Annotated in this window: 15 protein-coding genes; 6 read left to right on the top strand and 9 right to left on the bottom strand. The window is 65.4% G+C overall.

Annotated elements, in window-relative coordinates:
- Nucleotides 1-148 precede the first annotated feature (148 nt).
- From GIW57_RS07720 to GIW57_RS07710, 3 genes are all read right to left on the bottom strand, one after another.
- On the bottom strand, nucleotides 149-1435 hold the full coding sequence (locus GIW57_RS07720; RefSeq protein ID WP_100464413.1) for a DUF445 family protein: 1287 nt from the start codon (nucleotides 1433-1435) through the stop codon (nucleotides 149-151).
- 124 nt (nucleotides 1436-1559) lie between these two features.
- Nucleotides 1560-2444 carry a plasmid replication/partition related protein gene (locus GIW57_RS07715; protein ID WP_236509794.1) on the bottom strand — a complete coding sequence of 295 codons (885 nt, stop codon included), beginning with the start codon at nucleotides 2442-2444 and terminating at the stop codon, nucleotides 1560-1562.
- Nucleotides 2445-2507: 63 nt separating this feature from the next.
- Nucleotides 2508-3860: an aspartate aminotransferase family protein gene (locus GIW57_RS07710; protein ID WP_236509792.1), complete on the bottom strand. Its 1353-nt coding sequence runs from the start codon at nucleotides 3858-3860 to the stop codon at nucleotides 2508-2510.
- Nucleotides 3861-4019: 159 nt separating this feature from the next.
- Between GIW57_RS07710 and GIW57_RS07705 the strand changes: the two genes are divergently transcribed.
- Nucleotides 4020-5516 carry an aldehyde dehydrogenase gene (locus GIW57_RS07705; protein ID WP_236509790.1) on the top strand — a complete coding sequence of 499 codons (1497 nt, stop codon included), beginning with the start codon at nucleotides 4020-4022 and terminating at the stop codon, nucleotides 5514-5516.
- Between the two features lie 124 nt (nucleotides 5517-5640).
- Here the strand turns inward: GIW57_RS07705 and GIW57_RS23685 are convergent, their stop codons facing one another.
- Nucleotides 5641-5763, bottom strand: a complete 123-nt coding sequence (locus tag GIW57_RS23685; protein ID WP_268927281.1) for a hypothetical protein — start codon at nucleotides 5761-5763, stop codon at nucleotides 5641-5643.
- On the opposite strand from GIW57_RS23685, the gene GIW57_RS07700 reads away from it, so the two are divergent.
- Nucleotides 5750-7030, top strand: a complete 1281-nt coding sequence (locus GIW57_RS07700; protein ID WP_100552058.1) for an MFS transporter — start codon at nucleotides 5750-5752, stop codon at nucleotides 7028-7030. The two genes, GIW57_RS23685 and GIW57_RS07700, sit on opposite strands and share 14 nt — an antisense overlap.
- Here the strand turns inward: GIW57_RS07700 and GIW57_RS07695 are convergent, their stop codons facing one another.
- The 3 genes from GIW57_RS07695 to GIW57_RS07685 all read right to left on the bottom strand — a co-directional run bounded on the left by GIW57_RS07695 (nucleotide 7031) and on the right by GIW57_RS07685 (nucleotide 10581).
- Nucleotides 7031-7492, bottom strand: a complete 462-nt coding sequence (locus GIW57_RS07695) for a bacteriohemerythrin (RefSeq protein ID WP_025875341.1) — start codon at nucleotides 7490-7492, stop codon at nucleotides 7031-7033.
- A gap of 85 nt (nucleotides 7493-7577) precedes the next feature.
- Nucleotides 7578-8921 carry a diguanylate cyclase gene (locus GIW57_RS07690; protein WP_100464430.1) on the bottom strand — a complete coding sequence of 448 codons (1344 nt, stop codon included), beginning with the start codon at nucleotides 8919-8921 and terminating at the stop codon, nucleotides 7578-7580.
- Nucleotides 8922-9018: 97 nt separating this feature from the next.
- Nucleotides 9019-10581 carry an MASE1 domain-containing protein gene (locus tag GIW57_RS07685; RefSeq protein WP_236509788.1) on the bottom strand — a complete coding sequence of 521 codons (1563 nt, stop codon included), beginning with the start codon at nucleotides 10579-10581 and terminating at the stop codon, nucleotides 9019-9021.
- Nucleotides 10582-11145: 564 nt separating this feature from the next.
- Here GIW57_RS07685 and GIW57_RS07680 point away from each other — a divergent pair.
- The gene (locus tag GIW57_RS07680) at nucleotides 11146-11604 is read left to right on the top strand and encodes a hypothetical protein (protein WP_236509786.1); all 459 of its coding nucleotides are present in this window, start codon (nucleotides 11146-11148) and stop codon (nucleotides 11602-11604) included.
- A 164-nt stretch (nucleotides 11605-11768) separates the two neighbouring features.
- Here GIW57_RS07680 and GIW57_RS07675 read toward each other — a convergent pair whose 3' ends face one another.
- Nucleotides 11769-13361: an MASE1 domain-containing protein gene (locus GIW57_RS07675; RefSeq protein ID WP_236509784.1), complete on the bottom strand. Its 1593-nt coding sequence runs from the start codon at nucleotides 13359-13361 to the stop codon at nucleotides 11769-11771.
- A 225-nt stretch (nucleotides 13362-13586) separates the two neighbouring features.
- Nucleotides 13587-14825, bottom strand: a complete 1239-nt coding sequence (locus tag GIW57_RS07670; RefSeq protein WP_236509800.1) for an FAD-binding oxidoreductase — start codon at nucleotides 14823-14825, stop codon at nucleotides 13587-13589.
- Between the two features lie 200 nt (nucleotides 14826-15025).
- On the opposite strand from GIW57_RS07670, the gene GIW57_RS07665 reads away from it, so the two are divergent.
- The 3 genes from GIW57_RS07665 (at nucleotide 15026) to GIW57_RS07655 (ending at nucleotide 18379) form a co-directional block, all read left to right on the top strand.
- The gene (locus GIW57_RS07665) at nucleotides 15026-15787 is read left to right on the top strand and encodes a gamma-glutamyl-gamma-aminobutyrate hydrolase family protein (RefSeq protein WP_236509783.1); all 762 of its coding nucleotides are present in this window, start codon (nucleotides 15026-15028) and stop codon (nucleotides 15785-15787) included.
- Nucleotides 15784-17178, top strand: coding sequence for a glutamine synthetase family protein (locus GIW57_RS07660; protein ID WP_089239973.1), 1395 nt, complete (start codon nucleotides 15784-15786; stop codon nucleotides 17176-17178). Before GIW57_RS07665 ends, GIW57_RS07660 begins: the two co-directional genes overlap by 4 nt.
- 91 nt (nucleotides 17179-17269) lie before the next feature.
- A complete protein-coding gene (locus GIW57_RS07655; RefSeq protein ID WP_100464446.1) occupies nucleotides 17270-18379 on the top strand; it encodes a polyamine ABC transporter substrate-binding protein in 1110 nt (369 codons plus the stop codon).
- Nucleotides 18380-18553: the final 174 nt, after the last annotated feature.

Below are 18553 nucleotides of genomic sequence, written 5' to 3'. Positions count from 1 at the left end.
TCTGTCTCGTGGGCTCGGAGATGTGTATAAGATGCAGGCGTACAACCGATCAGTAAATGATAGGCATTCGCATTTCGTTAAGCAAGCGTGACAGCCTCGGTCATCCACGCATGGCGCGGATCTGCTGGCCAGGCTCCGGAATCTCAGTCTAGAAACGGAACAACACCGTCGCCGCATGCAGCAGCAGGCCGATCAGGCCGCCCACCAACGTACCGTTGAAGCGGATGAACTGCAGGTCGCGGCCCACGCTCAGCTCCAGCTGCTCGACCAGGTGGCGCTCGTCCCAGCTCTTCACGGTCTGCGCGATGTGGGTGGTGACACCCTCGCGCAGGCGCCCGGTGAGGCGCTGTGCGCCTTCCAGCAGGTGCTGGTTCAACGCCTCGCGCAACGCCGGGTCCGATTGCAGGCTGTCGCCCAGCGAGGCCAGGCTGCGCTGCAGATGGCCGACCAGTGCCGAATCCTCGCGCTGCAGATCGCCGCGCAGGCTGGCGTGGATGCGCGACCACAGGCCCTGTACGTACTCCTGCAGGGCAGGGTGGTCGATCATTTCCTGCTTGAGCTGCTCGATGCGCTCGGCCAGTGCCGGGTCTTCGCGCAGGCGCTGCACGTAGTTGCCCAGCCACTGCTCGTAATCCTGGCGCAGCGGATGCTGCGGCTCGGCCAATACCTGCTGCAGTTCTTCCAGCACCGCCCGTGCCAGGCGTTCGGCAAGGCTGTCGCCGATCTCATCGATCGGCTTGACCCAGTTCACCGTGCTCGACAGCGTCGGCCATTCGCGCTGGATATAGCGCACGATCAGCTGCGAGGCGCGTTCCTTCACTTCCGGCTGCTCCAGCCAGCGCCCCAGACGTTGCAGGCCCTCGTCCAGCACCCGCTGGTGGCGGCCATCGGCGGTCAGCAGGGCCAGCAGCTCGCCGGCGGTGGCCGCTGCGTTCCACTGTCGCAGCTGCTGCACCACGAAGGCGTGCAGCTGCCGCCGCACCGCAGCTTCATCGAAGAAGTCCAGCGCCTGCAGTGCCCAGCCGCGGGCCATGTCGGCCAGCATCCGTGAACGCGCGGGATCGGCCAGCCAGCTGCCGAGGCGGCTGGCCGGGTCGAACACCTGCAGCTTGGCCAGCAGCACCGTCGGTTCCAGGAACTGGTCGCGCACGAACAGGGCCAGGCTGTCGCCGATGCGTTCCTTGCTGCGCGGAATGATCGCCGTATGCGGAATCGGCAGCCCCATCGGCCGCCGGAACAGGGCGACCACCGCGAACCAGTCCGCGAGTGCGCCGACCGCGGCCGCCTCGCAGAAGGCCGAGACCCAGGCCCAGATACCGCGCTCACCCTGCCAGTGGCTGACCGCGAAGCCGGCCAGCATCAACAGCAACAGGCCAAGGGCGAGGGCTTTCAGGCGCCGCAGCTGAGCGCGGCGCGGATCGATGGCAGGCGTCATGCCTGAAGTCTACCCGCAGGCCGGTGACGCCTACCTGTAGAGCCGAGCCCATGCTCGGCTGCTCTTTGCCGCGCGCAAGGCAGCCGAGCATGGGCTCGGCTCTACAGCGGCGTGACGCGATCGGTTACAGCGCTTCCAGCTGCTTGCGCAGGTGGGCCAGCTGTGCGCGCAGGGTGTCGTTCTCGCGGGTCAGGGCAACCACGCGGCGGCGCAGGGCCGGGGCATCCTCGCCAAGCTGCTCCAGCGCAGCCAGCACCTCGGCATCGCGGCTGGCGATCTCATCCTCGTTGGCTTCTTCGAAGTCCATTTCCGGCGACTCCGTTTCCGGCTTCGGCGCGCGCGGCTTGCGCTTGGACTCGCGCACACGCTTTGCAGCCTGCTTCAGTTCATCCTTGCCACCGGCGGCAGCGGCGCGCTGCTCTTCTTCCGGGAGGTCAGCCACGGCAGCAGCGGCGCTGATCGAGATCATGCCGGCCTTCACCGCTTCCACCACCTCGGCCGCGGCCTGGGCGTGGATGCGCTCGATCATGCCGACCTGGCTGGTGCTCAGCTTCGCTTCGCGGGCCAGTTCGGCGCGGCTGATCTTCGGTGCCGGTTCCCACGGCGGGCTGTCTTCGCCGGCCTCGTCGGCAGGCTCGGCGGTGCCATCGCTTTCGCGCTGCAGCTGCGCCTGCTCGACCTGCTTGCGCGCGGACAGGATGTCGCGCTTGCGCAGGGCCAATACGCCGCGCTGGAAATCGGAGACGCTGCGCCGGCCCAGGTGCTGCTCGATCATCCACAGGTGCACGTCTTCCATGCTCTGGAAGCGGGTGTTCTGCACGGTGTTGAACGGCAGGCCATGCTTCTGGCAGATGCCGTAACGGTTGTGTCCATCCACCAGCACCTCGCCCCACAGCACCAGCGCATCGCGGCAGCCTTCCGCAAGGATGCTGCGCTCCAGCGCCTCGTGTTCGTCCGCGGTGAGCGGGTCGATGTAGGCCTTGAGTTCTTCTTTGACGACGATGTTCATGGGCACGGCAACGGGCAGGAGCGGAACCGACCATTGTACCCGCTCGCCACCGCCGTCCCGGCCTCAGGCGGTGGCCCGGATCATCTCGTCCAGGGTGCCGGTGATCAGGTCGATCTGTGCCTTGTCCACGATCAGCGGCGGTGACAACGCGATGATGTCGCCGGTACAGCGCACCAGCAGGCGCCCGTCGTGGAAGCAGCGGCGGAACACCTCGTAGCCACGGCTGCCCGGGGCGTCCTTGCGCGGCGCCAGCTCCACCGCACCGACCAGGCCGAAGTTGCGGATGTCGATCACGTTGGGCAGCCCCTGCAGGGCATGCAGGCGCTCCTGCCAGTACTCGCCCAGCTCGATCGCGCGCTCGAACAGGCGTTCCTCGGCGTAGACGTCCAGCGTGGCCAGCGCCGCCGCGCATGCCAACGGGTGGCCCGAATAGGTATAGCCATGGAACAGCTCGATGGCCTGTGGCGGACCCTGCATGAAGCTGGCATGCACGCTGTCGCCGACCAGTACGCCACCCAGCGGCACCGCGCCGTTGCTGGCGCCCTTGGCGAAGGTCAGCAGGTCCGGGGTGACCCCGAAACGCTGTGCGGCGAACGCCATGCCGACCCGGCCGAACCCGGTGATGACTTCATCGAACACCAGCAGGATGCCGTGCTGGTCGCAGATCTCGCGCAGGCGCTGCAGATACCCGGGTGCCGGCAGGATCACACCCGCCGATCCAGCGATGGGCTCGACGAACACGGCGGCAATGGTGGAGGGATCGTGCAGGGCGATCAGCCGATCCAGATCATCCGCCAGTTCGGCGCCCTGGCGCGGGAGGCCCTTGCTGAAGGCATTGCGTGACAGGTCCAGCGTATGCCGCAGGTAGTCCACGCCGCCCAGCTGCAGGCCGAACTGGCGGCGGTTGTTGGGCAGCCCGCCCAAGGCCATGCCGCCGAAGCCGACCCCGTGGTAGGCCTTCTCGCGGCTGATGAAACGCGTGCGTTGGCCTTCGCCACGCAGGCGGTGGTGGGCCAGCACGATCTTCATCGCCGAATCCACTGCCTCCGAGCCCGAGCTGGTGAAGAACACGTGGTTGAGCCCCGCCGGGGCCAGCGCCGCCAGTCGCTGCGCCAGGGCGAAGGCCGGCGGCGAACCCATCTGGAAGGCGGGCGAGTAATCGAGCGTGGCGGCCTGCTCGGCGATCGCGTCGACGATGCGCCGGCGCGCGTGCCCTGCATTGCAGCACCACAGGCCCGCCGTGCCATCAAGGATGGCGCGTCCATCCACGTCCTCGTAGTGCATGCCCTCGGCGCGCACCAGCATGCGCGGCGCGCCCTTGTACTGGCGGTTGGCAGTGAACGGCATCCAGTACGCGTCCAGTGAATCGGGGCGCTGGGTGGCCAGGTCGTGCAGGTCGCTTGCAGGGGTTTTCATTCCGGCTCCGTCGGGTCCGATGGTTGTGACTCTAGCGCAGCCGCGTCACGGTTCTGTCGCCAGGCATGGCCCGGCGCTACCGGGATATGGATATGCACGTCACGGCCCGGTAGCGGCCGCGTCGGTATAACGGCGGACAGTCGATACGCGGAGGACCCCATGACTCACTTCCCCGACCGCAGCCACTGGCAGGCCCTGTACAGCCGCCTGGCGATTCCCGGGCAAGCGTTCATCGATGGCCGCTACGTAGATGCCGCCAGCGGCGCGCGCTTTGACTGCATCAGCCCGATCGACGGGCGCGTACTGGGCGCGGTGGCCGACTGTGATGCGCAGGACGTGGAGCGTGCGGTGGCCTCGGCGCGCCGCGCGTTCGAGGCAGGCCACTGGTCGCAGGCCAGCCCTGCCCATCGCAAGCGCGCGCTGCTGGCGCTGGCCATGCTGGTGGAGACGCACGCCGATGAGCTGGCCCTGCTGGAAACGCTGGACATGGGCAAGCCGATCCGCGATGCGCGTCGCATCGATCTGCCCGGCGTGGTGCGCTGCCTGACCTGGACCGCCGAGGCGGTGGACAAGCTGTACGGTGAAATCGCGCCGACCGGCCCGCACGAGCTGGGCCTGGTGACACGCGAGGCCGCGGGCGTGGTGGCGGCCATCGTGCCGTGGAATTTTCCGCTGCTGATGGCCTGCTGGAAGATCGCGCCGGCCTTGGCGATGGGAAATTCGGTGGTGCTCAAGCCCTCCGAGCGCTCGCCGCTGAGTGCGTTGCGGCTGGCCGCACTGGCGGCCGAAGCGGGATTGCCCGAGGGCGTACTGAACGTGCTGCCGGGCCACGGTTCACGCGTGGGTGAGCCGCTCGCCCTGCACATGGACGTGGACGTGCTGGCCTTCACCGGCTCCACCGCGACCGGCGCGAAGCTGCTGGAGTACGCCGGTCGTTCCAACCTCAAGCGGGTCTGGCTGGAATGCGGTGGCAAGAGCCCGCACGTGGTGTTCGCCGATGCGCCGGACCTGGATGCGGCGGCCAAGGGCGTGGCGCAGGGCATCTTCTTCAACCAGGGGGAGGTCTGCACGGCCGGTTCGCGGTTGCTGGTGCAGCGTTCGATCCGCGATGACTTCGTGCACCAGGTGATCGCCTACGGCCAGCGCATGCAGCCACGCCATCCGCTGGAGGCGGATGCACCGATGGGGGCGCTGGTCGATGCCGCGCATGTGGACAAAGTACTGGCCGACATCGCCCGCGCCGAAGCCGATGGCGCGCGGCTGCTGCTGGGCGGCCAGCGTGCCGAGGTGGAGGCGGGCGGTTGCTATGTGCAGCCGACGGTGTTCGACCAGGTGCGGCCGGAGCAGGCGCTGGCCCGCGAGGAAGTGTTCGGCCCGGTGCTGGCGGTGCTTGGCTTCGACGACGAAGCCGAGGCCGTGCGCGTGGCCAACGACAGCCGCTACGGGCTGGCCGCCGGCCTGTGGACGCGGGATCTCGGTCGCGCCCATCGCGTGGCGCGCCAGCTGCGTGCGGGCAGCGTGTGGGTGAACGGCTGGGACGGCGGTGACATGACGGCGCCGTTCGGTGGCTATAAGCAGTCAGGCAATGGGCGTGATAAATCGCTGCATGCCTTCGACAAGTACAGCGAGATGAAGGCCACCTGGATCCAGCTGTAACGACGTGCTCTTTTGTAGAGCCGAGCCCATGCTCGGCTGCTTCTGGTATACGCCAACCTTGGTTGGCGCCGGGCAGATTCATCCACGCATGGCGTGGATCTACTGTAGAGGCGGCATGTGGGGTTCATCCACGCAGAATGAATTCGTTGGCGTCGGTGTCGCCTGAAACCATTGCCCCGGCGGGGCGGCCAAGCGTGGCAGAATCGGTCGATCCGCCGTTACCCGCCTTGCCGATGTCGACGATCACCGCTGCCGCGCCACCCGTGAATTCTCCCCGCCGTGTCCTGCTGGCCAGCCTGATCGGCACCACCATCGAGTTCTTCGACTTCTACATCTACGCCACCGCCGCGGTGCTGGTGTTCCCCCACCTGTTCTTCCCGGAAAGCAGTGACCAGGCCGCATTGCTGCAGTCGCTGGCGACCTTCGCGGTGGCCTTCATCGCACGCCCGGTCGGCTCGGCGGTGTTCGGCCACTTCGGTGACCGCATCGGCCGCAAGGCCACCCTGGTGGCCGCGCTGCTGACCATGGGCCTGTCCACGGTCGCCATCGGCCTGCTGCCGACCCACGCGCAGATCGGCCTGTGGGCGCCGGCGCTGCTGGCCCTGTGCCGCTTCGGCCAGGGTCTGGGCCTGGGAGGCGAGTGGGGTGGGGCGGTGCTGCTGGCCACCGAAAACGCACCGCCGGGCAAGCGCGCCTGGTACGGCATGTTCCCGCAGTTGGGTGCACCGATCGGTTTCCTGCTTTCGGCAGGCATCTTCCTGCTGCTCGGCCGCTGCCTGGGCCAGGACGATTTCCTGCAATGGGGCTGGCGCATTCCGTTCGTTGCCAGTGCGCTGCTGGTTGGCCTGGGCCTGTGGGTGCGCCTGAACATCCACGAGACGCCGGATTTCAAGCGTGCGCTGGAGCGCAAGGCGCCGGTACGCCTGCCGATGTGGACCGTGCTGCGCGACCATCCGCTGCCGATGCTGCTGGGCACGCTGGGTGCGTTCGCCACCTTCGTGCTGTTCTACCTGATGACGGTGTTCAGCCTCGGCCACGGCACCGCCGTGCTCGGCTACAGCCGCGAGCAGTTCCTGCTGATGCAGATGGTGGCGATGCTGTTCTTCGCCGCCGGCATCCCGCTGTCGGCACGTTACGGCGACCGCTGGGGCACCCGCCGCACGATGGCCATCGCCAGTCTGCTGATCATCGGCTTCGGCGTGCTGTTCGCACCGCTGTTCCAGCCCGGCAGCCCGTGGCTGGTGCTGACGTTCCTGTGCCTGGGACTGTTCCTGATGGGGCTGACTTACGGCCCCTGCGGCACCTTCCTGGCCGAGATCTACCCGGTGGAGGTGCGCTACACCGGTGCCTCGCTGTCGTTCAACCTGGCGGGCATTCTTGGCGCAGCCCCGGCGCCATACCTGGCTACCTGGCTGGCCGAGCGCTACGGGCTGGTCGCGGTCGGCTACTACCTGTGCCTGACTGCGGTGGTCACGTTGTGTGCGCTGCTGGCGTTGCAGCGCCGCCAGCACTGATCAGCCGAAGAAGCGCTTGAGCGTGCGGCCCAGCCAGCCGCCGCTCTGGTGCTCGCGGGCGAACTGGTTCAGATGCTGCTTGACCTGTTCGGCATAGGCCTGGTCGTCGCCGCGGATGTGGTTGAACAACCAGCGCGAGAGCATGGTGCGCAGCTCGTCGCTGATGTCCTCACCGGCCTGGAAGCGCATGCGGTATTCCGATACCCGCTTGATGAAGACCTCATGCACGCGCTTGTGCGCGGCGCAGAACGGATAGCCCGCTTCTTCCATCAGCTCTTCTTCGAATGCGAAGTGGGACATGGTGTAGTCCACCACCTCGTCGATCACTTCGCCTACCGCCGCGCGCTGCAGGCTGGTCTGTGCCACGTGCAGGTGGTTGAGCATCTCGATGATGCGGCGGTGTTGTTGATCGATCACATCGATGCCGATGTTCAGATCGTCCTGCCAGACCAGTAGTGCCATCCCCGGCTCCCCTTCATGCGTATGTCGGGGCCGACTGTAGAGCCGCCGCGCCGGGGCGGCGTTGATCTGGATCAAGGCATGCCGGTCAGGACAGCGCAGCCTCGCGCGGGCGTAGCGGGCTGGCCACGGTTGTGCAGCTGACCCGGTTGCGGCCTCCAGCCTTGGCCAGGTACAGCTGGCGATCGGCCTCGGAAATCAGCCGGTGCAGCGCATCGCGCTGCGGCCGCAGGCAGCACAGGCCGATGCTGACCGTCATGCGCAGGGTGGCGCTGCCGATGTCCACTTCCAGCGCGGCGATGCGCTGGCGCAGCTCCTCGAAATAGAGCAGCGCTTCGTCCTGTTCCATGTCCGGCACCAGCAGGCAGAATTCCTCGCCGCCGAAGCGCGCGATCAGGTCCTGGCTGCGCGCGTGGTCGCCGACGGCACGGGCTACCGCACGCAGCGCATCGTCACCGGCTTCGTGGCCGTGGGTGTCGTTGATGTGCTTGAAATGATCGATGTCGATCATCGCCACCGCCACGCACTGGCCGTGCAGCTGCAGCTGCGGCAGCTGGCGCTGGCTCTGTTCCAGGAAGCAGCGGCGGTTGGGCAGGCCGGTGAGGAAATCGCGGGTGGCCAGGTCCTGCAGCGTGCCGATCAGCTCCAGCTGGTCCACATTCTGCGACACACGGCAGAAGAACTCTTCGCGCGAGAAGGGCTTGCGCAGGAAGTCATTGGCGCCGTTCTTCAGGAAGCGCGGGATCAACGACGCATCGGTATTGCCGGAAATACCGATCACCGCCACCTTGTCGCGCGAACGCAGGGTGCGCAGGCGGCGGGTGAACTCCACGCCCTGCATGCCCGGCATTTCCTGGTCGACCACGGCCAAGCGGATCGCCGGGTGCGCCTCGATCGCCGCCAGGCCTTCGCTGCCATCAGCTGCTTCGTACACCTCGTGACCGTACATGCGCAGCAGGGCGGCGGCATAGCCACGCGCGGACGGCGAGTCGTCCACCACCAGCGCGGCGATGCGCCGGTTGCGTTCCAGGCGCTGCACCAGCCAGACCAGATAGTCGATGCTGCCCGGGGTGTTCTTCAGCACGTAGTCGATGATCTGCTGCTGCAGCACGCGCTTGCGCAGGTCCTCGTCGTACACACCGCTGACCACCACGGTGGGCAGGTTGCGCTTGAGGAAGAACTCGACCACGGCGTCGCGGTCACCATCGGCCAGCACCAGCCCGGTCAGGACCAGGAACCAGCCGTCCTCGGTGCTGAGCAGCCGGTCGGCCTCGGCCAGCGAGCTGGCCACCACCACCGGCAGCTCCAGGCGTTGCTCGATTGCCTCGCGCAGCATGCCGGTGAACGCGCGCGAGTTTTCCACCAGCAGGATCCGCTGAGGCAGGGGATCGGTCAGGTCGCCATCCAGAGCGGCCTGCGACAGGACGGGCATGATGCGGTGGCTCATGTGGGAAAGTCTTGGCACGGATAGCGGCGGTTTCGGGTGTAACTTTAGCCGGGCAGGGGTGCTTGGCCCGACGGACGACGGTTCAGGCCGGCTGTATGATCGCCGATTGAAGCTGCGTGTAGGGTTCGTGCAGCACCAGACGAAGCCGGTTGCTGCGGCAATGCACCGAGCCACCATAGGCCATTATCCGACCGGCCAGACGTTCGACGGCCTGCTGGGTTGTCCGGGTCGACAGCACGCAGCGCCGGTCGAGCAGCGAGACCACTACCACGATGCCACGGCGACTGCCTGAGTTGCCGCACCGGGCCGCTACGCAGACCTGCCCGGATTCCAGTTCCAGCAGCAGCGACACCGCCTCGATCAGGGTGCGGTAGATGGCCAACTGCAGATCCACGGTCAGCAGGCAAGGGTTGCCCGCTAGTCTGGGCGGAGTCACGCGGTGCGTGTTGCTCCAGTTTTTGCATGCACCGCCGGCCTGCAGCGCGACATACAGCCCGACCTGCTCCAGCCCAGTGGGATAGACCAGGCTGGCCTGTTCACGGAACAGCCGTGAATGCACGGACGACGCATGTTGCAGGCTGTTTGCCACCGCATGGTGGCCTTGGGAGTTGAGCCAGTTGATCATCTCGTCGAGTGAACTGTCCATGCCCTCGCTCAGATGCTTGAGGTGGATGGCTCGTTCACGCAGCTCACGCTCGCTGGTCTGGTGGGAGCTGCGCGCCAAGCGCAACGTGGTTTCCTCTGCCAGACCGCGGGATCTTGCGCGCTGATGGTGATAGCTGATGCTCGATCCCAGTGCGAGCAGAGCGACGCTCATCACAGCCATGTTCTGTTGGGTAGCGAACGTGCCCAGGTCGAATGAGGATGGCAGACCGGTGCTGGGCGTTGCACCGTGCAGGGGGAGGTTCAACAACGGAATCGCGAGGGCCGCGCCGCGCCACCCATGCATGAAGGTCAGGGCGATGGCGGGCAGGGCGGCCAGCAGCACCATATGCGTCCGCGTCGTGTGGGCGCCGGCGCTTGTCAATTGCATGCACAGGCCCAGCACCAGCATCACCAGGATCGCCGAGGCGGTAGGGGCGACAAAGCGGTCGGTCCAACCGGGATCAGCGCGCCGTCGCGACCAGAGGAATGCCAACGGCACCAAGGTGATGATGGCGGCAAAGTGACCAAAGATCGTACGGTCGACCGCGTCCAGCAGATTGCTCGGCGGTGGGTTCGACCAAAGAACATATGAAATACCCAGGTTGAGACCTGGGACAGACAGTGCCGTGCAGAAGGACAACGACAGCAGCCAGAGACCGGTGGCTGCTTCGGACGGCATTCTCCTCCGATGCAGGTAGACCACCAGCATCGCCATCGGCATCAGCAGCGTCGAAGCCAGGATGACCCAATCCAGGCCATAGGTGTCGATCATGGGGATGCGCAGCGTTGCGAAGTACGCATACTCGCCCAGCAGCAGGTAGGGCCACAGGCGGGCAGGGACGATCAGCAGCGCCGCAACCCGGATACCCGCCGGCAGGAAGAACTGATCCAGCGAGAACTGGCGCGAGGCGAGGCAGCTCAAGGCATAGACGACCGCGAGCGCGATTCCGACGGGTCGGATCCGGAAGCTCAGTTCAATTGATTCTTTGAATCGGTCCAAGCCCGCGCCTCTCGTCTCCCGGCCTCTGATGGCTGGCCACTTCCCAGACACTATCGATAGTTGTAGATGGGTGCAATCGAGGTGTCTGGCCTCCCTCTGGACTCGTGGAAAGCGACTATGAAGATCCTGATTCTGGAACGACTGAAGTCTATCGCTCGATGTCCGGGGTAAGACTGCATGTGGCGCTGATGTAATCTCGATCACCGCCCCCTGTGAGTGCACCCGAATTTTCTTCCGGCAGGACGCGTTGCGACAGTGTGTCTCCGTGGTCGCTGTCGATAGCGGCCTGCAGCAAGGCTGGCATGGGACGCTGCCTCGGTTGCGGAGGTCCGGGGCGGATACTGGCGGTTTCGGACGTGCCTTCAGAGGGCATGAGTTTGCATCGATCCAACGGGCTATGTCCGGTAATCGCTATGGCGTGCGCCCGGTCATGAAGCATGATGCTGCCAGGCGTGGCGCGGGTTGGGTCTTGCTGGTCAATCGAGAGTTTCAAGTTGTCAAGCGCCCTGCAAGGAGCAATTTTCCCCTTGCAGTATGCTGATGGGATTAGCGGTAGCATCCTTCATGATGCGTATTGCATCCAACCTGGAGGTTAGTGTGAAGAGTTTCCGAATTCATGCGTTTGCTGGTGCATTGATGCTGGTGCCGTTGTCCGTTTTTGGTCTCGCTCCGGGTGATGACCATGGAGTCAAGATGGCTGCCCGAGGACTCGGTCAGTCGATTCCGCTGGCAGAAAATCTGAGCGTGGATCCCGGTTGGTTGGTCTATGGATTCGAGCGCGATGGCATGGATTATTTCCAGGTAAACGATCTCGCGGGACGCGTGCACATCGTGATCGGCAATGCTGCCGGCACGTTCTGGGTGCTGCCGGCAGGTGACCCGTCCGCGAAGGTGTCATTGCCGGAGCAGCGCCTGCGTGTTCCCGCCAAGGCCGCCAGAACGGTTGTCTATCGAGCGCCTGCATTCACGCTTGTCAGATACGCAAGCGGTGCTGATGTGCAGTGGGCGGTCGAAGTACCTTGATTCTGCCGGTCGCCGGGATATCGGCGAGCGAGCTTCAGTATCAGATCGCCTGGGCACCCGGTGCTCGCCGGGTGCCCATGACACCATGGGCCAGCATAATGCGCGGCATGCGTACGCCATCCCACTAGCTTTGGCCCGATCTGGTCGCTTGACTGTGAAATGCACTACTGCAGCGCAGAGGGCGCGGGACAGCTGTACCGCGATGGTGCACTGGGCACTGCCTCAAGTTTGGTTTCGCGGTCGAGGAACAGAATCCTGACCCGGCTGCGACAGCAGTCAACGGTCCCGTCATAGGCGAGGGTCCGCCCGGTCAGTCGCTCGAACGCTGCCATGGTTGTCTTCTGGGAAAGGCTGCCACGCGGATCCAGTAGTGACACGACCATGAGGATTCCGCGCCTGGTGCCTAACCTGCCGCATCGGGCACGAATGCAAATCTGACCGCCTTCATGCCTGAGAAGAATGGAGACCGCATCAATCAGTGTCCGGTAAGCAGCCAGCTGCAGTTCCACGCTCAGGTTGCAGGGATCGCCTTTCAGGTCCGGACGAAGAACGCGCTCCGTCAGCTTCCATGATTCACGGATGCCACCGGCCTGCAATGCCACGTAAAGCCCAAGGTGCTCCAAGCCTGCGGGATACACCATGCTTGTCTGTTCGCGAAACAGCCGCGAGTGGACATTCGAAGTATGCAGAAGACTGCTGGCCACTGCGTGATGTCCTTGTGTCCTGAGCCAGTCGGCCAGTTCAACCAGCGACGTATCGATGCCGTCGCCGAGCTTGCGAAGATGGAGGGCACGTTCACGCAGCTCCATCTCGCTGGCCAATTGCGAGCTCCTCGCCAGATGGATTGCGTCCCTTTCTCCCATCTCTCGCAGTCTATAACGGTGGTAGAAGTGGGTAATGCGGGACCCGAGCAGTAGCAACACGATGCCGCTGATCGCCATGATCTGCTGAGTGATGAAAGCAGCTGGATCGAATGCGGTTGGATGGGTGTTGGGCGTGGTCAGACCGATGACCATATTGAGCGCCGGAACTGCAAGGGCAGCACCCTTCCAGCCGTATAGGCAGGTAAGCCCAGCCGCTGGGAGTGCCAACAGCAACAGGAGCGTTGCCTTCAATGCGATCCATTCTGCGGGCAGTTGAGTCGCTGCTATACCGATCAGCAGCATCAATGAAAGTGCTACCAGCATCGGGGCTTTTCGTAGAGCGTGCCACTGCTGCTCCACGTCCTGTCGCGCCCACAGCATGGCGATGGGGGCCACCGTCAGAATGCCGATGAAGTCACCCACACTGTAGCGCGCTGCATTGGTCAGGAATGGCGTGGAAGGGGGTGTTGGCCAAAGCAGATGGGAAAAGCTCAGGTTGAGCAGAGTAATAAGGACACTTGATGCGGCGGCAATCAGCAAAAGGCCGATCGTCTGCGACTCTGCCATCAGCCGCCGTTGCAGCTTCACAATCAGCATCACTGCTGGCATGAGGAACGCGGAGGCAACAATGACCCACGTCAGGCCGTACTTCTCGATCATCGGCACGCGGGACTGTGCAAAGTACGCATATTCGCCCAACAGCAGGTACGGCCACAGGCGCGGCGGGCACAACAGCACGGCTGCCACCCGGATGCCGGCTGGCAAATAGAACTGATCCAGCGACAACTGCCGGGTTGCCCAATAGGCAACTGCATAAAGCAAGGCCAGCATCAGGCCAGCCGGACGAATTCGCACCTTCAGCAACAATCCTTCTTTCCACCAGTCCAATCGCACGTCCCCTTCTCCTACGTGTCCCCTGTCAGCATCCATTCGCCGCGGGGCCCGGTTTTTCAGGACGGTATCGGTCTGCGAACGATTATGCAATTGCGCAGCTGCGCATTTAGGAACTTGACGAACCATCGATCACAGATGTCACGTGAAAATCTGTGACGCGTGCAGCATGATCAGCGCTGCGGTGCGTTTGTCATAACGTTCAATACAGGCGGAGATGCAGAATCTTCACCACAACGCATCCCGCAGCTTGTACCACGACATCGCCGCCACCAGCAGCGGTGTGCGCAGCAGGCGCCCGCCGGGGAAGGGCGCATGCTGCAGGCGCTGGAACACGTCCAGGCGCTCGCTCTGGCCTGAAATCGCCGCGGCAATGACTTCGCCGGCCAGCCCGGCCGCTGCCACGCCGTGGCCGGAGAAACCCTGCGCGAAGTACAGATTTCCATCCAGCCTGCCCCAGTGCGGGGCGCGGTTGCGGGTGATATCCACATAACCACCCCAGACCTGCTGCAGCGGAATGTCGGCCAATTGCGGGAACACCTGGTGCATGCGCCGCTGCATCACCCGGTGCAGGCCGGGCGGGGGCAGCGCGGAATAGCTGGCACGGCCGCCGAACAGCAGGCGGTGGTCATGGCTGAGCCGGAAATAGTCCAGCGCCCAAGCGGTATCGGAGACCGCCATGCTGTTGCCGATCAGGGCCTGCGCGCGCTCGGCACCCAGCGGCGCGCTGGCGCCGATATACGTACCGACCGGCATGATGCGCCGTTCCAGCTCAGGCACCAGCCCCTGCATCAGGGCGTTGCCGGCCACCACCAGCTGCGGCGCGCGCACGCTGCCGTGGTCGGTATGCAGCACCGCATGTGCGCCACGTTGAATGCGCGTCACCGGCGATGCTTCGTGGATCACCACTCCGGCTGCACGTGCGGCATCGGCCAGCCCGCGGGCGTAGGCCAGCGGATGCAGGTGCGCGCTGAGCGGGTCGAACATCGCCGCGCGGTAGCGCGGGCTGTCCAGCTGCGCGCGCAGGGTATCGCGCGGCCACCACTGCATCGGGTAGTCGTAGTGCTGCTGCAGATGCTCACAGTTGGCGCGCAGGTCCTGTTCGTGGCGTGCGCGGATGGCGACGCTGGCGTGGCCCTGCACCCAATGGCAATCGATGCCATGCCGGTCGATGCGCGCGCGCATCGTCTGTACCGCTTCGCGCGACCATTCGAACAGGTGGCGTGCATCCTCACGGCCAAGCTGGCGTTCCAGCTCGTCGACCTCACAGCCGTAGCCGACCAGTGCCTGGCCGCCATTGCGGCCAGAGGCTCCCCAGCCGATCCGCTGCGCTTCCAGCACCACCACGCGCTGGCCGCGCCGGGCCAGTTCCAGTGCGGCGGTGAGGCCGGTGTAACCGGCGCCCAGTACCGCGACATCGGCCTGCAGCTCACCGCGCAGTGGCGGCAACGCGGGCGGTTCGGGCAGGCTGCTGGCGTACCAGCTGGGCGGGAAGGCGGCGCTCACCGGCGGCCTCGCAGAAGCGGGAAAGGGCGTCGGAGCGGGGGAGGACGGTCGGGCTTCACGCCGATAGTCTGGCCCAAGCGGAGCGCCCGTGGTGTGACGGCAGCGGCTTGCCGTTGCTAGTGCCGGGCGGGTAACGTGATTGCACGCCAAGGAGTTTTCCCATGCGCCGCCTGCCCTGGGTGGGCCTGCCCACCGACAGCACCGTGCTCGGCCATCATCGTTTCGCGGTGGCCGGGGAAAAGTATGTGCGTGCCTTGGTTGACGCTGCGCAGGCAACACCACTGGTGCTGCCGAGCCTGCAGCCGCCGCTGCCGGCAAGCGACTGGTTGCAGGGCCTGGATGGCCTGCTGTTGACCGGAGCGGTCAGCAACATCGAGCCACAGCACTACGAAGGGGGCCGCAGCTGGGAGGGCAATCTGCACGATACGGCCCGCGATGCCACGGCGTTCGCCCTGCTGCATGAGGCGCTGGCGATGGATCTGCCGGTGCTGGCGATCTGCCGCGGCTTCCAGGAATTGAATGTGACGCTCGGCGGCACGCTTCATCCGCAGGTGCATGCAGTGCCTGGCCTGAGCGACCATCGCGAAGACCCGCAGGCGCCGGTGGAGGTCCAGTATGGGCCGGCCCATGCGATCACCGTGGCCGATGGTGGTTGGCTGGCACAGTGGTCTGCCGGCGATCGGGTGCAGGTCAATTCGGTACACGGCCAGGGCATCGCGAGGTTGGCCGAAGGCCTGCAGATCGAGGCCTGGGCCGATGATGGCCTGGTTGAAGCGGCACGCAGCCAGCACCATCGATTCGTGCTCGGCGTACAGTGGCACCCGGAGTGGCGGGTCATGCAGACGCCGTTCTATCACGCTATTTTCCGTGCGTTCGGCCAAGCTTGCCGGCAGCACCAACAGAATCGACTGGAATCCCCATGAGTTCGCGAACGCGCCCGCGCAAGACGGCTACGCCCACGCCACCGCAGGAAAGCAGCCTGCTGCGCTGGCTGAAGGAGCGGCGCATCACCGAGGTCGAATGCCTGGTTCCGGACATCACCGGCAATGCGCGCGGCAAGATCATCCCGGCCGACAAGTTCTCGCATGATTACGGCACGCGCCTGCCGGAGGGCATCTTCGCGACCACGGTCACCGGCGAATTCCCGGACGATTACTACGACCTGACCTCGCCGTCGGACTCGGACATGATCCTGCGCCCCGACCCGGACACCGTGCGCATGGTGCCGTGGGCGACCGACCCGACCGCGCAGGTCATCCACGACTGCTATACCAAGAACGGCGAGCCACACGAGCTGGCGCCGCGCAACGTGCTGCGCCGGGTGCTGGATGCCTACACCGAGCTCGGACTGCGGCCGGTGGTCGCGCCCGAGCTGGAGTTCTTCCTGGTGCAGAAGAACACCGATCCGGATTTTCCTCTGCTGCCCCCGGCTGGCCGCTCGGGCCGCCCGGAAACGGCGCGGCAGTCGTACTCGATCGATGCGGTCAACGAGTTCGATCCGATCCTCGACCTGATGTACGACTACTGCGATGCGATGAAGCTGGACGTGGACACGCTGATCCACGAATCCGGCGCGGCGCAGCTGGAAGTCAACTTCACCCACGCCAACGCGATGGACCTGGCCGACCAGGTGTTCCTGTTCAAGCGCACCATGCGTGAGTCGGCGATGCGCCACGGGGTGTATGCCACCTTCCTGGCCAAGCCGATGGAGAACGAGCCGGGCAGTGCGATGCACATCCACCAGAGCCTGCTGCGCATCAGCGATGGCCAGAACGTGTTCACCGGCGAGCACGGCGGTGAGGATTTCAGCCCGCTGTTCGCCCACTACCTGGCCGGCCTGCAGAAGTATGTGCCGATGGCCATGGCGTTCTTCGCGCCGAACGTGAATTCCTACCGGCGCCTGGTGTTCGGCGAAGTCTCGCCGAGCAACGTGCACTGGGGCTTCGACAACCGCACCTGCGGCCTGCGGGTGCCGCTGGATACGCCGGAGAACATGCGGGTGGAAAGCCGCTTCGCCGGTTCCGATGCCAACCCTTACCTGGCGATGGCCGCGACCCTGGCCTGTGGCCTGCTCGGCATCCGCGAGCGCCTCGCGCCGGATGCACCAGTGACCGGCAGCGCCAAGGAGCTGGGCTACGACCTGCCGCGTTCGCTGGGTGAAGCGCTGGACGGGCTGGAACAGTGCAGCGAGCTGCAGGCATTGCTGGGCGAGCGTTTCTGCCGCGCCTACATCTCGGTCAAGCGCAAGGAATACGAGACCTTCTTCCGCGTGATCAGTTCGTGGGAGCGCGAGTTCCTGCTGCTGAACGTGTGAAGGCCGCGAATAGAAAAATCCGTCGCCGGCGGGTAGGCTGGCACCCGTCGCCGGCCCGGCCGGCCCCCCTTTCCGCATTCTGGAGCACCCGATGAAGCTGCGTATCCTCACGCTCGGCCTGGCCTCCGCCATGCTTTCCGCCTGTGGCGGCGGCAACGGCGGCGGACAGGACAGCCAGGTCCTGAACGTCTACAACTACAGCGACTACATCGCCGACGACACCATCCCGAACTTCGAGAAGCAGAGCGGGATCAAGGTCACCTACGATGTGTTCGACAGTGACGAGATGGTCGAGACCAAGCTGCTGGCCGGCAACAGCGGCTATGACGTGGTGGTGCCGACGCTGAACTTCTTCGGTCGGCAGATCCAGGCCGGTGTGTTCCTGCCGCTGGACAAGTCGAAGATCCCGAACCTGGCCAACCTCGACCCGGCGGTGATGAAGCGTATCGCCACCCAGGATCCGGGCAACCAGTACGGCGTGCCGTACATGATCGGCACCACCGGCATCGGCTACAACGTGGACATGCTGAAGGAGCGTTTCGGTGGCAGCGCCGACATCGCCAACAGCTGGGACCTGGTGTTCAAGCCGGAAAACATCAGCAAGATGAAGGACTGCGGCGTGACCATCCTGGACACGCCGGCGGACATGATTCCGATCGCGTTGCACTACCTGGGCCTGGATCCGCACAGCGGCGATCCGGCCGACCTGCAGAAGGCAGCGGACCTGCTGAAGTCGATCCGCCCGTACGTGCAGAATTTCCACTCCTCGCAGTACGTCGGCTCGCTGGCCAACGGCGGTACCTGCCTGGTGGTGGGCTGGTCGGGTGACATCATCCAGGCCCGCGACCGCGCGGCCGAAGCCAGCAATGGCGTGCACGTGGCCTATTCGATCCCCAAGGAAGGCGCGCCGCAGTGGTTCGACATGCTGGCCATCCCGAAGGATGCCAAGCATCCGGAAGCGGCCTACGCCTTCATCAACTACCTGCTGGAACCGAAGGTGGCCGCGGCCAACACCAACTTCATCCACTACGGCAACCCGGTACCGACCGCGACCCCGCTGGTGGACGAAGCGATCCGCACCGACCCGACCATCTACCCGCCGGCCGACGTGGCCGCGAAGATGTTCACCTATTCGATCAACACGCCGGAGACCGACAAGCTCTACACCCGGCTGTGGACCGAGGTGAAGACCGGCCGCTAGGCCGTTCGGCCGCCGCCGGGCCCACGCCCGGCGGAACCGGCTCCCCAGGTAGCGCCGGGCCATGCCCGGCGAGCGCAGCGGTTTCCCCCAGGCACGCGCGCTGGGTCCGGCAGCCCCGGTCGCCAGCCGCCGTCATATCCCCATCGGCCCCCGGCCGTTAGAATGGCGGCCGCT

It is taken from the genome of Stenotrophomonas sp. PA-6-5C, assembly GCF_021605635.1.
Taxonomy (GTDB): Bacteria; Pseudomonadota; Gammaproteobacteria; order Xanthomonadales; family Xanthomonadaceae; genus Stenotrophomonas; species Stenotrophomonas lactitubi.
This window is presented reverse-complemented; position numbering and strand designations above follow the sequence as displayed.

Excerpts from the sequence above, each read along its gene's own strand:
- GIW57_RS07700 (WP_100552058.1), top strand. The coding sequence starts at position 5,750 with ATGTCGACGATCACCGCTGCCGCGCCACCCGTGAATTCTCCCCGCCGT.
- GIW57_RS07710 (WP_236509792.1), bottom strand. The coding sequence starts at position 3,860 with ATGAAAACCCCTGCAAGCGACCTGCACGACCTGGCCACCCAGCGCCCC.
- GIW57_RS07720 (WP_100464413.1), bottom strand. The coding sequence starts at position 1,435 with ATGACGCCTGCCATCGATCCGCGCCGCGCTCAGCTGCGGCGCCTGAAA.
- GIW57_RS07680 (WP_236509786.1), top strand. The coding sequence starts at position 11,146 with ATGATGCGTATTGCATCCAACCTGGAGGTTAGTGTGAAGAGTTTCCGA.
- GIW57_RS07715 (WP_236509794.1), bottom strand. The coding sequence starts at position 2,444 with ATGAACATCGTCGTCAAAGAAGAACTCAAGGCCTACATCGACCCGCTC.
- GIW57_RS07705 (WP_236509790.1), top strand. The coding sequence starts at position 4,020 with ATGACTCACTTCCCCGACCGCAGCCACTGGCAGGCCCTGTACAGCCGC.
- GIW57_RS07690 (WP_100464430.1), bottom strand. The coding sequence starts at position 8,921 with ATGCCCGTCCTGTCGCAGGCCGCTCTGGATGGCGACCTGACCGATCCC.
- GIW57_RS07655 (WP_100464446.1), top strand. The coding sequence starts at position 17,270 with ATGAAGCTGCGTATCCTCACGCTCGGCCTGGCCTCCGCCATGCTTTCC.
- GIW57_RS07695 (WP_025875341.1), bottom strand. The coding sequence starts at position 7,492 with ATGGCACTACTGGTCTGGCAGGACGATCTGAACATCGGCATCGATGTG.
- GIW57_RS07660 (WP_089239973.1), top strand. The coding sequence starts at position 15,784 with ATGAGTTCGCGAACGCGCCCGCGCAAGACGGCTACGCCCACGCCACCG.
- GIW57_RS07665 (WP_236509783.1), top strand. The coding sequence starts at position 15,026 with ATGCGCCGCCTGCCCTGGGTGGGCCTGCCCACCGACAGCACCGTGCTC.